At 37.0% G+C, this 12,094-nt stretch carries 14 protein-coding genes and 1 tRNA gene; 8 read left to right on the top strand and 7 right to left on the bottom strand.

Features of this window, described 5'->3' with window-relative positions:
* The first annotated feature begins 36 nt into the window (after window positions 1-36).
* A complete protein-coding gene (locus IQ247_RS28770; RefSeq protein ID WP_193925216.1) occupies window positions 37-795 on the top strand; it encodes a HEAT repeat domain-containing protein in 759 nt (252 codons plus the stop codon).
* 89 nt (window positions 796-884) lie between these two features.
* Here the strand turns inward: IQ247_RS28770 and IQ247_RS28765 are convergent, their stop codons facing one another.
* Window positions 885-1,109 (bottom strand): 2Fe-2S iron-sulfur cluster-binding protein, encoded by a 225-nt coding sequence (locus IQ247_RS28765; RefSeq protein ID WP_445974535.1) that lies wholly within the window; start codon window positions 1,107-1,109, stop codon window positions 885-887.
* A 139-nt stretch (window positions 1,110-1,248) separates the two neighbouring features.
* On the opposite strand from IQ247_RS28765, the gene IQ247_RS28760 reads away from it, so the two are divergent.
* The gene (locus IQ247_RS28760) at window positions 1,249-1,524 is read left to right on the top strand and encodes a transposase family protein (RefSeq protein WP_193925214.1); all 276 of its coding nucleotides are present in this window, start codon (window positions 1,249-1,251) and stop codon (window positions 1,522-1,524) included.
* A 117-nt stretch (window positions 1,525-1,641) separates the two neighbouring features.
* On the top strand, window positions 1,642-2,142 hold the full coding sequence (locus tag IQ247_RS28755; protein WP_228060132.1) for an HARBI1 family protein: 501 nt from the start codon (window positions 1,642-1,644) through the stop codon (window positions 2,140-2,142).
* A 437-nt stretch (window positions 2,143-2,579) separates the two neighbouring features.
* Here the strand turns inward: IQ247_RS28755 and IQ247_RS28750 are convergent, their stop codons facing one another.
* Together IQ247_RS28750 and IQ247_RS28745 are read right to left on the bottom strand one after the other, a co-directional pair.
* Entirely contained in the window at window positions 2,580-3,071 is a 492-nt protein-coding gene (locus IQ247_RS28750) for a DUF4385 domain-containing protein (protein ID WP_193925212.1), read from the bottom strand.
* Window positions 3,072-3,262: 191 nt separating this feature from the next.
* Window positions 3,263-3,955, bottom strand: a complete 693-nt coding sequence (locus IQ247_RS28745; RefSeq protein ID WP_193925210.1) for a manganese catalase family protein — start codon at window positions 3,953-3,955, stop codon at window positions 3,263-3,265.
* Between the two features lie 358 nt (window positions 3,956-4,313).
* Between IQ247_RS28745 and IQ247_RS28740 the strand changes: the two genes are divergently transcribed.
* A complete protein-coding gene (locus tag IQ247_RS28740) occupies window positions 4,314-5,291 on the top strand; it encodes a YegS/Rv2252/BmrU family lipid kinase (protein WP_193925208.1) in 978 nt (325 codons plus the stop codon).
* A 133-nt stretch (window positions 5,292-5,424) separates the two neighbouring features.
* Entirely contained in the window at window positions 5,425-6,351 is a 927-nt protein-coding gene (locus IQ247_RS28735; RefSeq protein WP_193925206.1) for an S-layer homology domain-containing protein, read from the top strand.
* A gap of 97 nt (window positions 6,352-6,448) precedes the next feature.
* On the opposite strand, the gene cobA is transcribed toward IQ247_RS28735, so the two are convergent.
* The 3 genes from cobA to IQ247_RS28720 form a co-directional block, all read right to left on the bottom strand.
* The gene (gene cobA, locus IQ247_RS28730) at window positions 6,449-7,213 is read right to left on the bottom strand and encodes a uroporphyrinogen-III C-methyltransferase (protein ID WP_193925204.1); all 765 of its coding nucleotides are present in this window, start codon (window positions 7,211-7,213) and stop codon (window positions 6,449-6,451) included.
* Complete coding sequence (locus tag IQ247_RS28725) at window positions 7,210-7,974, bottom strand: sirohydrochlorin chelatase (RefSeq protein WP_228060131.1); 765 nt, start codon at window positions 7,972-7,974, stop codon at window positions 7,210-7,212. Before IQ247_RS28725 ends, cobA begins: the two co-directional genes overlap by 4 nt.
* Before the next feature lie 137 nt (window positions 7,975-8,111).
* A tRNA-Arg gene (locus IQ247_RS28720) sits at window positions 8,112-8,184 on the bottom strand.
* A 328-nt stretch (window positions 8,185-8,512) separates the two neighbouring features.
* Between IQ247_RS28720 and IQ247_RS28715 the strand changes: the two genes are divergently transcribed.
* Entirely contained in the window at window positions 8,513-9,133 is a 621-nt protein-coding gene (locus tag IQ247_RS28715; protein ID WP_193925202.1) for a hypothetical protein, read from the top strand.
* A 312-nt stretch (window positions 9,134-9,445) separates the two neighbouring features.
* Here IQ247_RS28715 and IQ247_RS28710 read toward each other — a convergent pair whose 3' ends face one another.
* Window positions 9,446-10,663: a murein hydrolase activator EnvC family protein gene (locus tag IQ247_RS28710; RefSeq protein ID WP_193925200.1), complete on the bottom strand. Its 1,218-nt coding sequence runs from the start codon at window positions 10,661-10,663 to the stop codon at window positions 9,446-9,448.
* 315 nt (window positions 10,664-10,978) lie between these two features.
* On the opposite strand from IQ247_RS28710, the gene IQ247_RS28705 reads away from it, so the two are divergent.
* Both IQ247_RS28705 and IQ247_RS28700 read left to right on the top strand, forming a co-directional pair.
* Window positions 10,979-11,254, top strand: a complete 276-nt coding sequence (locus IQ247_RS28705) for a hypothetical protein (RefSeq protein ID WP_193925198.1) — start codon at window positions 10,979-10,981, stop codon at window positions 11,252-11,254.
* Window positions 11,255-11,366: 112 nt separating this feature from the next.
* Window positions 11,367-11,927, top strand: coding sequence for a GNAT family N-acetyltransferase (locus IQ247_RS28700; RefSeq protein WP_228060130.1), 561 nt, complete (start codon window positions 11,367-11,369; stop codon window positions 11,925-11,927).
* The last annotated feature ends 167 nt before the right edge of the window (window positions 11,928-12,094 follow it).

Raw genomic sequence — 12,094 nt, 5'->3', positions numbered from 1 at the left:
TCCCAAAGGTACTAAGGTAATGGTAATTTTAAATTTATGTATGATACAGATGACGATTACCTACTTGATGTCGAAGCAGAACTAGAAAGCCCCCTAGATAAGATGGAGCCGCTGAGTGCGGATTCAGAAGCGGTAAAACCGAATCCGGAGGTGATGTTAGCGCTGCTCGAAAATCCCCAGCCACAGCAGAGAATGCTGGCGGCTCGTGCTTTTTGCGATATAGAAGATGTTCGTGCTATTCCTCATTTAATTGGCTTATTAACAGATACTTGTCCTTTGGTGCGAGTCAGTGCAGCGTATGGTATTGGACGCAATCCCAGCCCGGATGCAGTTGAACCGTTGATTGAGCAATTGAATCGTGATTGGAATGGCTATGTACGAAAAGGTGTAGTTTGGGCATTAGGTAACTGCCGAGATATACGCTGTTTAGCGCCTTTAGCTGATGCTTTAAGAACCGATATTTCCGCTGTGCGATTGTGGGCTGCTAGTTCTCTGGCACAAATGGCAGAAGTTGGTTATGAAGCAGTTGTAGGTGCAATTCCACCTTTGATTGAAGGCTTGGTAAAGGACTCAATGCCAGCAGTACGGAGTAATTGTGCTTGGGCAATTGGACAATTATGCCGCGAATTACCTTCTAATATTGTTTATGCTACTGCCATCGATGCTTTGATTCAAGCTTTTGCTGAAGATGAAGATTTAGGAGTGCGTGAAGATACTAAAGCCGCACTGTTAGGAGTCGGAGATCCTCGTGGAATTCAATTAATCGAAACTCTCGAACAAGAAGGCTGGTTTTAGTTTTGATAATTGAGTATGGGGGATATAAAACGGTTAAAAAAGATTCAATATTCAACTTTTGCCTATTATCAAAAACTTACTAAAATTCCCTAACTCGTCCATACCACCCCGGAACCCTGTCCCCAAAAGCCATCATACTTAGTAACGCGGACATTTCCATTAACTTTAATTTGACAAGCTAAACGGCGATTATTATTAGAAGAATGTGGAGGAAGTTCCAACCTTGTCTTTTCTTTCCAATTAGGTTCTGAGACTTCCCCTTGCACTGCAACTGCACAAGTACCGCAACTGCCGATACCCCTACAGTTAATCATTTTTGAGTTACCGTTATAAAGTTCAACGTTATTTTCTAGTAAGACTTTACGCAGATTACTCCCGGATTCACATTAGACATCTCCGAAAAATAATTAAACTCTGGTAAAATAATATAAAAGGGTATATTAGCGAAGCGTTATGAGTACCGTATTAGAGTATATTGAAAAGAATCCTCACGAGGCACAACGTTTACTTGGCTTGAAATATGAGCAGTTAAAACAGCTTTTAGAAAAAGCCATAGAATTATACAATTATAAACTTGAAGTAGCTGAATCTAAAAAAGTAAGAATTATTCGAGGTGGAGGTGGTAGAAAAACAAAACTATCCCCACCTGAGCAGATAATATTAACACTAACATATTTAAGACATTTAACAACATTTCAATTACTCGGTATTCAAGAGGCGCGTCAGTGAAAGTACTGCAAACGATACATTTAATTATTGGTTTCCATTATTGAAAGAACTGCTACCATCAAGTCTACTTGAAGAGGTAAAAAAAACTCCAGCGACAGCGAGATTGTCAAAGAAATTTTGACAGAGTTTGAGTTAATAGTTGATGCCTACGAGCAACCAATAGAAAGACCTGGAGACTACAAAGAACAGAAAAAGTATTACTCAGGGAAAAAAGTAAATCATACTCGAAAAAGTCAATTAATCGTTTTACCGAATGGCAAAGATATTGTTGATGTAGTCGCAGGAGAACCGGGTCCAAAAAGTGACATTAGTATGTTTAACGAAAGTCAAAAAGGTTTTGACCCAAAACAAAAATTTCATGGGGATAAAGCATATCAAGGCGGAAAATCAATAAAAAGGCCTCAGAAAAAACCTAAAAACAAAGAATTAACTATTGAAGAAAAACAGAATAATAAAGACTTAGCATTTGAAAGAATTTTTGTGGAGCATTCAATTCGCTTAGTGAAAATTTTTAGAGTAGTTCAAGAAAGATTTAGATTAGATTCAAATAAGTATGAACAGATAATTCTTACTATTTGTGGGCTTGTTCGGTTGCGAATAGGGACATACATTTTATAGTTATAAAAAAATAAATGTTTCCAATATAAATTCGGTTTATTCAAAACAGGTACAGGGATAAAAATAAATGCAGATTGTAATGATGCTGCAAATATTATCCGTAGTGCGATTCGTTGATTAGTGAATCACGGTAATCAGCCCGTAAATAACTAATCCAGTGATACTTGGCTCCTGTCAAACACTGAACTCTTTTTACGATGTAGGTGAAAGCCCTACCCGCTAGATTCAAGCGTGACTCCTTACCTGTCCACACCGAGTAAGCTCGATTCTTACAGAGTGAAGCTGGAAACAAGGGCGCAATCAGAGGACTGTTATGGGTTCACACTGGCGCTAACAGGGAGTTCCCACGGTAAAACCGATGCCTAAAAAAGTAACCTACATAAAAGCAGGGGCTTCCTACCTTATCTTTGACCATATACCGTCGCAACTGATAACTGTTAACTGTTAACTGATAAATGTTTTGCTAAAAGCTGTAAATATTTTTCGTTATTTTTTGCTTGCTGCCATTTTTCTTTAAATATCGCTGCTGATTCTGCTTTTACAGGGTCTTCTTGATTCGGTAAAATATCTTGTCGTAGTTTTGCTTCTGCTTCTTTTGAAGTAGCTTTTTGGGGATTGCTACGGTATTTTTTACCGCTTTTATGATTAGCATAGCGACGCGCACGGGTATAGCCCATTTGTAAAAACTTTCGCGCCATATCCGCACCGACAAAATCATTTTGATTGAGATAGTCAAGAAATAGTTGATATATTTTGTTGCTTGATTCTAAGGCAATGTCTGGTGTTTTAAAGCGCCAATACGGCAAAATTTCCGACTTGTAAGGTTCTACTAAGAGTACTCCCTGTTCTCCTTTTCCTACTATATAAAGTTCGGGAGATTGACGAAAATCTATATTTTTATAATCTAATGAATAATCAAATTTTTTCATCTTCTTTGATTAAGAGAATATAGTTCAATCAAATCAAAATAAGTAGGGTTTTCCGAATTCAAAAACCCGACTTTTCAAAACTTTGACAAGCTCATTCAAAAAAAGGGAAAAGGCAAAATCATACCTTCTCCCCTAGTTATGGTTCCCCATAAATTAATTGCTTACGTAGTAAAATTCAAGTGGTAAAGAAGTTATACTTTCTCTTTCATTGGATCAGCAACGTAGCGGAAGTTTTCATCAGAATTCCAAGGTCCACGCTGATCTTTACCACCGTTGCTAGATAAGTTGTAATAAAGGTCTACGGTAGAATCGGGTGGGATATTGCCGAAGAAGGGGTCTGTTAACTTACCCATAGAATCTAAGGCTTTCATGAACATTTTAGTATGAGAAATTTCCCGCGTTAACAAGTGTACTAAAGTATCTTTAGTTCCTTGGTCTGGTGCTAATAAAATCAAGGATTCGTATGTAGTCCGCGCACCTGCTTCCGCTGCAATGTTTGCTCGTAAATCTCTAACTACACTACCTCCTTCATTCAGATAGGTTGCAGTCCAAGCAGAACCTTGAGAATCTAAAAAGTGGGGTCCCTGACCTCTTACTGCAAATAAAGTGCTTTTAAATGCATCAGTTTGATCTACATTCTTGGTATGCATTTCGATTAGTTTACCAATCATTTCCAAATGGCTAAACTCTTCGGTAGCGATATCTTGCAGCATATCTTTAATACCTGCATCTTCCGTATGAAAAGACTGTACCCAGTACTGTAAAGCCGCAGAAAGTTCACCAGTTGCACCACCAAATTGCTCTAGTAAAAGTTGAGCAAAACGAGGGTTGGGTTCGTCAATTTTTACTTCTTTATTAATCAGTTCTTTTTTGTGGAAAAACATCTGCTACTCTTTATTCCTCTCTTTGTCGGATAATGTCGGATAATATCTATAAAATTCAGTTACTCAAATAAAACTGAATTGAGGTTTTTCTCTCATATTAATGTTAGATTATGTTGCATGAATAAAACCTTTATCGTTGGATAGATTATCAAATTCTTTTTTTCTATAAAAAGAAGTAGTGCTAAGTAAAACGTCAGATTATTGACGATGACAATTTGACATATATATCTCTAAGATAAAGTTTTTTATGATTCCATCCAAGTAAAATTACTTCTTTAGCTAGATTGTTGTTTTTTAATCTTATAGAATATAGTAAGAATCTAATACTATCTATACTTCTAAACCGCCACAGGTTGCTATGCACCGAAAAGCTTGTCTAATTTTTAACCCCGTTGCTGGTTCCAATAATTCCGAGCAAGATTTAGAAAGGATAAAAGAACTGTTGTCTTCTCAGTTTGAATTGGATATTCAATTTACTACAGAAGAAATTAGCGCTGATAAATTAGCTGAAGAAGCAGTAAAAAAAGATTTTGAAATTATAATTGCTGCTGGTGGTGATGGTACTCTTTCAGAAACAGCTAGAGCGTTAGGAGAAACAACTATTCCTTTGGGAGTAATTCCGAGGGGGACTGCAAACGCTTTTGCTTCTGCTTTGGGTATTCCTGATACTTTGGATGAAGCTTGTGAAACGATTTTATCGGGTAAAACTCGTCGAATTGATATTGGCAGATGCAATGGTAGATTAATGACATTGTTAGCTGGAATCGGTTTTGAAGCCGAAACTATAGAAAATGCTTCACGAGAAGCCAAACAACGCTGGGGTGCTTTGGCTTATTTAGTTTCGGGAATACAGCAATTACGGGAATTAGAATTATTTGAAGCGGAAATTGAAACCGATGATAAAATTATTCGGGTTTCTGCTGGTGCTTTAACTGTGGCAAATGCTGCACCACCCACATCAATATTAGCTCAAGGACCCGCAGGTATTCTTTACGACGACGGATTACTTGATGTTACCATTATTTCATCTAATACTTGGTCAGCTGCGATCGCCGCTTCTTATCACCTATTCCAAACTGGTTTACGGGGAGATGCAGCACAACGGGATGACATCGGTTATTTACGCACAAAGCGGGTGAAAATCACTACAAATCCTCCGCAAAAAATCGTTTTGGATGGTGAAATGATTGGCAATACACCTTTGGAAGTAGAATGTATTCCCGGTGGTTTAAGCGTAATTGTACCGATGTTACCTGCGGAAAAAGTTTCCGAAAAGTTGGAAGGTTTACCCGATTTAGAAATTCAAGAAAAATCATCGACAATTACAGGAGATTAATAAAATTAAAATTAAACTTAAAATTAAACTTAAAGTTAAAATTAAACTTTTATATCTTCAGATGGATAAATGATTGAGAGTTAACAACTTAGTATCTACATTAGGGTAATATAATTTTTTGAGGATATTATTAATGAGTAACTTAGGACAGTTGCGAATTATCGGCGCATCTATAATCACTTTAGGTTTAGCAATTGGTGCAGCCATTCCATTAGTAAGTAATGCTCAAACTTCCCCACAATCAACGTTTCCTGATGTACCAGCTGATTATTGGGCGCAACCATTTATTAGAGGTTTAGCACAAAGAAATATTATCACAGGTTATCCCGATGGTACTTATAGACCAAAACAAGCATTAGAAAGAGACGAATTTGCCGCGATAATTCGTAAAGCTTTTGAGCAAAATAAAGAAAAGCAAATTGAAAGTGGTTCAGTATATAACGATGTTCCCCAAGGTTATTGGGCAAGTCAAGCAATTGAAGAATCTGTAGAACAAGGATTTTTATCGGGCGATCAAAATTTATTCCGTCCCCGTCAAGAAGTTAGTAAGTTAGAAGCAATAAATGCTTTAACAAGAGGTTTGGATTTAACTTATCAGGCTTCAGTTTCTCCGGTAACAACTATTCCTCCATATTATATGAGAAGAAGAGCAGCTATGAGGCGAAGAAAGCCTTTGATGTTACCAATCGGGATTACTTCTTTGATGCAGCCTTTACTGATTCAAAGAGCTAATGCTGCTAGAACTCCCAGAGTTGCAACTGATTCCCAACCAACTACTACAGCAACAGCACCATTAACCCCAGCATCTATCGTTGAACAAGCTTACAAAGATGCCGATCAAATTCCGGAAAATGCTGTTCCCCAAGTTGCAGCAGCAACTCAATCAAACATAGTAGTAAACTATCCTAATCCTAATATTCTTAATCCCACTCAAGCTATTAGCCGGGGAGAAACAGCGGCTTTAGTTTATCAAACAATGGCTGCTCAAGGGAAAGTACCTCAAATTGACAGCAACAACCCGGCTGCTAAATATATTGTTCGAGTTGGAGAAAATAAATAATATCATGTCCGGATGATTAGTTATTATTCGCTGTTGAGTGGTAATGGCTAATTGGTAATTGCTGACTATTATATAATTGCAATCAATCTATTCCCAATTACCCATTCCCAAGTACCGAGTGCAAATTCACCACCGCACCAATGACAACAATTGCTGGTGCTTCAAACCCGCTTTTTTCCACTTCTTGCACAATTGTCTCTAATTTACCAATTAATTCTTCCTGTTCAGGACGAGTTCCCCAACGGATTAAACCAATCGGAGTATCTGCACTCAACCCCGCTTTTAATAATTCTTGTACTATATAAGCTAAATTGTGAATTCCCATGTAAATTACAATTGTCTCCGAACCTTTGGCGATCGCCAACCAATCAACTGCGGGACGATACTTACCGATGGATTCATGTCCAGTAACAAATGTCACTGATGAACTATAAAGACGATGAGTTAATGGGATACCTGCATAGGCAGGGGCGGCGATTCCTGCTGTAATTCCTGGTACTACTTCTACTGGTACCCCGGCTTTAATTAAATCCTCCATTTCTTCGCCACCACGACCAAAAACAAAGGGGTCGCCTCCTTTTAGCCGCACTACTATGGCATTGTCTTGGGCTTTTTGAATCAATAACTCGGTTGTTTTATCTTGTAATAAAGAATGCCTTCCCCGTCGCTTACCAGCATTAATTTTTTCTGCATGGGGACTAACCATTGCGAGAATTAACGGACTTACTAAAGCATCATATATTACCACATCCGCAGTTTCTAATAAGGCTTTTCCTTTGATAGTCATCAATCCAGGGTCTCCGGGTCCAGCACCTACTAAATATACTTTACCCGCAGCATTTTGCATATTTTCCCGGTTCATTGTTGCATTAAATCCCAAATCAAATCAATTAATTCTCCGTTTGCTCCTAAAGGTTCGTATAATTGAAAACTTACTTCAGGAAACTGTAATTTTAAATCTTGTATAGATTGCATGATGGCATCCGTAATACCACCTGGAAATAAAAAATAAGGTATAATAGCTATTTTTTTCTTACCATCAGCTACTAACTGAGCAACGATATCTTGTAAACTTGGAGAAACAGCCCAATAAGCAGCAACTGCATTTACAGAAATTGCCATTGCTTGAATGGTGTTATTTGCTTCGACGCGACGGCTACCGTGGGCTACAATTATTCTGCCATCTACCGACGGATCGATAATTTTTCTGGTCAGCAATTTTTGCAAACCTCTGTCAGAACCTAAGTATGGTTGTAACTCAATGAAAATATCTTCTTTCAGAGCAAGTTTAGCTAACTCGACTTCGGCAGGAATATCTTCGGTAACGTGAACTCCTGGCAGTAAAAATAAAGGTATTATCTTTAAATGACGACATCCGTCAGCAATAATTTTTCTGCTGAAATCTATAATTTGTTGGTGTAGGGGTTGGGGATGTATTTCTAAGTAAGCCGTACCTATATGGTTAACATCTCTTTCTTGATTATTCGAGTCAGCTAACTTATCTTGCAAATTTCGCGCTAATTCTTCCATCGCAACTTGCGGACGTGGGTCTTTACTTCCGTGAGATACTAGCAGATATGCAGATGATATTAGTAATTTTAAAATTTGTTTCTGATTAATCATTCCCGATTCTCGGCTGTATAACTCGTGTAGATGATGGAAATATGGAAATATATATAAACCATCGATCTATTAAACCTAGCAAATCATTAAGACTTTAGCCAATTTTTGATCAAAGGAATATTATTAATTATCAAAAACGAGCGCGGAGGGATTTGAACCCCCGACCTACAGAACCGGAATCTGCCGCTCTATCCACTGAGCTACGCGCCCTCGCAATATTAGTATATCTTTTATTTGCTTTCTTGACTACATAAGTTTTATGCCTTGATTAATTAAACATTTTGTTTAGGTAGGGAGCCATATTCACCTTAGATGGTCATCCTGGGGAAGCAACAAGCAAAGCCCACCGGAGGTGGTTGAGTGCATATTCATTCATACAGAAACCGAAGGACACAAATCAAACCGGATTCCTAATAGGTGATTTATCCCAGTAATTTTTAGTAATCATCTCAAGAAATTACATCAAATAGTTACTTCGGAAACTGATATAAATACGGAAAAACGTTATTTTATAGTCATGCAGTATTAAAAATAATATATGACTAAAAATTATTTAAAACATCAACCAATTAATAATCATATTTCTGATGTAGATAATAGTAACAGTGGTTTTCTGCTAGGAATAATTTCTGGATTTTTGCTGATAGCTTGTATTACGATATTACTTTTGTTCAATAATAGACAAGTACAACGAATAATCACCGAAAAAATAAATATTAATACTGTCAAAAAGCCATCTGATGTTAAATATTTAATTCAGGATAACAATAGTTTAATCGAAACACAGAAGATTTTAAACGTTAAAGCAGACCACCCTAATGGAACTGTGGGAAGATTAATTCATATTTCTTTTACCAAAAACAATACTATTATCGAAATCGTTGTGACTAATGCTTCCCTCTATACTATTCATCTAAATTTGCACGGTAAAGGAGTTGTACTTGTGGATGATTTAGGGAATAAATACGATTTGAAATTACCCTTTGAGAATGCCGAACTTGAAATTAAGTCCGGTGAAACTCTCGAAGAAAAACTAGTTTTTCAAGGAGGAGTGACTTCAAAAGCAAGTAACCTTACTTTAATTACTAATAATCAAATAGGTAGCGACCAATCTTTGAGTCGTCGTCCAAAAATGGAGTTTTTTATTCCGCTTAAATAATGGAGGATAGGTAATAGGTAATAGGTAATAGGTGATAGGTAATAGGTAATAGGTAATAGGTAATAGGTAATAGGTAATAGGTCATAGGTCATAGGTCATAGGTAATAGGTAATAGGTAATAGGTAATAGGTGATAGGGCGTTGCTGAATCATGGTATGAATTGAAAATGTAGAGACGCAAGAGTTCGCGTCTCTACAAGGTTTTTAAATCACATCACACATAATCGCGTTCATACATTAAATCAGCAACGCCGGTGATAGGTAATAAATTCTTGCTTCTAACTCCTAACTCCGGTAGTACTAAATTGCTTGATTAAAGATAATCTGCGGGATTTACTGGAGTACCGTTTTTGCGGACTTCAAAGTGTAAATGGGGACCTGTTGATAATCCTGTAGAACCGATTGCTGATATGGCTTGTCCTCGTTTGACGCTTTCTCCTACTTGTACATATAATTGACTTGAGTGTGCGTAAAGTGTGGTAATTCCTTTTCCGTGGTTGATAATTACAGTTTTGCCGTAACCACCGTACCAACCAGAATAGATCACAGTTCCCGAATCAGCGGCACGAATTGTACTACCATAACCGGCTGCAAAATCTATACCTGTATGCAAGCGACGATAACCGAGAAGTGGGTGCGATCGCCAACCGTAAGGACTACTGATGTAACCGTTGCTGGGCAATGCCATAATACCACTTCCACTCACGAAGTCTCTCTGTTGACTACGGGCTTTAGCTGCTGCGATCGCGGCTTGTTGTTCTGCAACTTTTTGATTAATCAAGATTGCGATCGATTGGGAATCTTTCTCTAATTGAAGTCTAGCTGCATCTAATGCCAGGCGATCGCTATTTAAACGCTGTACTAATTCGGTTTGTAATTCTGATTGACCTTGATAATCGGCTTTCTGTGCTAGTAATTGCTGCCTAATCAAAGCAATTTCGTTCTTTTTACCTTCTATATCGGTTTTTTGTTGGATTATTCGATTAGCTTCCTGGGTTAACTTTGCCAAAACTTTTTGATCAGCTTGATAAATTAACTTTAAATTACGACGACGACTGAGAAAATCATTTAAATTACGACTTTGTAATAAAACAGCCCATCCTTGACTAGTAGTACAACGTTGCAAAAATTTGAGTCTAGCAACGGTTGATGTTTGACGTTGTGCGTAGGATACTTCTGCTGTGGCTAAATCTGCTTGCAGTTGTTCGAGACGTTGAGTTGCGATTTCCAAACGCTTTTCGGTGTCTTGAATTTGACTATCAGTTGTTCGTAAATTCTCCTGCAAACCACCAAGACGTTTTTCGGCTTCTTGCTGCAAACTATTTAAACGATTTTTTTCTACAACCGTATTTTGATGAGTTTGCTGAATCTGTTTTCGCTGCTGTTTAAGTTGGTCAATTGTTTGCTTTGAGCTTCCCTGACCTTGGACTGAAAATACTGGAGTTAAAATTAATAATATGCATAAAACACCACAAAATACAATAGGCAATCGGAGGTAGATTTTATGTTGTTGGGGAAATAATGCTCTCATATTTTCTGATTAATTGTATTCTGGGCTGCAATACCATGTTGATTGTTCCCAAAAAAAATCAAAAAATTAAAAATCCACCGTCAGGGAATGATAGTGAGTGTGTAATTGTTGTAGATGATTGAGTGGGTAGTATTGGATTGTTCGGAAAGTGTATTAACAAAATAATATTTGGCAAAATTGCATTTAAATTTACTTGACATTTCAATATAAATATGTGAAAACCGAGGTGGATTTTATTTTTCGCAACCAAAAAAGTAATCCGACTTCTATACAGTTCTGGTTGTTTGTAGACAATAATTTTTTAATAGGAATGCCATGTTATTAGCTAAGACTATCAGTTCCGATGACTTGAAGAATAAATCCGAAATTGACATTTCATTATTTTCATTAGCAGATTGGATTGCAATAGCAAGATTCATGGGATACGAGCCAACTTGGTCATATAAAATGTTCTGCAAATTTGGCGATTTAAAAAAATACGATCTTGCTAATACTTCACGGACAACATGGTCAAAAATTGCCCAAATTTTCCACCAAAATCAAGCTTGGGCAGAAATACAATATATCAGATGGCACTCTGTAAATAACTGATATTTTTACAAAAAAATTGCAAAAATATTGCCATAGTTATATATATAAATCCCTATCAATTTAAGGTTGTGTGGGATTTTTTATTTGGGTAATGAGTAATTGGTAATTGGTAATGGGTAATTTACAATGGGTAAATGTCAACTATTCCTCATGCCCTATGACAGATCACCAATCCGCAAACTTAATAAAAATACGATTATTTAATCAACAAGATGCCGAGCAGATTGCCAGATTATTTCATCAAACAGTACGTGAAGTTAATGTTCGCGACTACTCGGTTTTGCAGGTGAAAGCATGGGCTCCAGATGATATTTATTTTCGAGATTGGATCAGTGTTTGTTCGCAAAAATTTACTTATGTAGCCGTTGATAACGGTACAATTGCAGGTTTTGGCGAGTTAGAACTTGATGGACATATAGATTGTTTTTACTGTCATAAAGATTATCAGCGAATGGGTGTAGGCAATAAAATTTACCGTGCAATTGAAGCAAAGGCTTATGAATTAGAAATACATCGTTTATATACCGAAGCTAGTATTACCGCAAAACCCTTTTTTCAGCGTATGGGTTTCTCTATCATTAAAAAACAACAAGTAGAGTGCAGAGGAGAAAATTTCATTAATTACGCAATGGAAAAATATCTTACTAGGAGTGAGGAGTTAGTTTACAGTTGACAGTTGAAAATTAACTGATCACTGATAACTGATAACTGATAACTGATAACTGATAACTGAAATTACGCAATGGAAAAATATCTTACTAGGAGTGAGGAGTTAGTTTACAGTTGACAGTTGAAAATTAACTGATCACTGATAACTGATAACTGATAACTGATAACTGA

It is taken from the genome of Plectonema cf. radiosum LEGE 06105, assembly GCF_015207665.1.
Classification (GTDB): Bacteria; Cyanobacteriota; Cyanobacteriia; order Cyanobacteriales; family Nostocaceae; genus Rivularia; species Rivularia radiosa_A.
This window is presented reverse-complemented; position numbering and strand designations above follow the sequence as displayed.

Bases quoted from the DNA above. Each gene is read 5' to 3' on its own strand.
- IQ247_RS28770 (WP_193925216.1), top strand. From the start codon at position 37: ATGTATGATACAGATGACGATTACCTACTTGATGTCGAAGCAGAACTA.
- IQ247_RS28765 (WP_445974535.1), bottom strand. From the start codon at position 1,109: ATGATTAACTGTAGGGGTATCGGCAGTTGCGGTACTTGTGCAGTTGCA.
- IQ247_RS28760 (WP_193925214.1), top strand. From the start codon at position 1,249: ATGAGTACCGTATTAGAGTATATTGAAAAGAATCCTCACGAGGCACAA.
- IQ247_RS28750 (WP_193925212.1), bottom strand. From the start codon at position 3,071: ATGAAAAAATTTGATTATTCATTAGATTATAAAAATATAGATTTTCGT.
- IQ247_RS28745 (WP_193925210.1), bottom strand. From the start codon at position 3,955: ATGTTTTTCCACAAAAAAGAACTGATTAATAAAGAAGTAAAAATTGAC.
- IQ247_RS28740 (WP_193925208.1), top strand. From the start codon at position 4,314: ATGCACCGAAAAGCTTGTCTAATTTTTAACCCCGTTGCTGGTTCCAAT.
- IQ247_RS28735 (WP_193925206.1), top strand. From the start codon at position 5,425: ATGAGTAACTTAGGACAGTTGCGAATTATCGGCGCATCTATAATCACT.
- cobA (WP_193925204.1), bottom strand. From the start codon at position 7,213: ATGAACCGGGAAAATATGCAAAATGCTGCGGGTAAAGTATATTTAGTA.
- IQ247_RS28725 (WP_228060131.1), bottom strand. From the start codon at position 7,974: ATGATTAATCAGAAACAAATTTTAAAATTACTAATATCATCTGCATAT.
- IQ247_RS28715 (WP_193925202.1), top strand. From the start codon at position 8,513: ATGACTAAAAATTATTTAAAACATCAACCAATTAATAATCATATTTCT.
- IQ247_RS28710 (WP_193925200.1), bottom strand. From the start codon at position 10,663: ATGAGAGCATTATTTCCCCAACAACATAAAATCTACCTCCGATTGCCT.
- IQ247_RS28705 (WP_193925198.1), top strand. From the start codon at position 10,979: ATGTTATTAGCTAAGACTATCAGTTCCGATGACTTGAAGAATAAATCC.
- IQ247_RS28700 (WP_228060130.1), top strand. From the start codon at position 11,367: ATGGGTAATTTACAATGGGTAAATGTCAACTATTCCTCATGCCCTATG.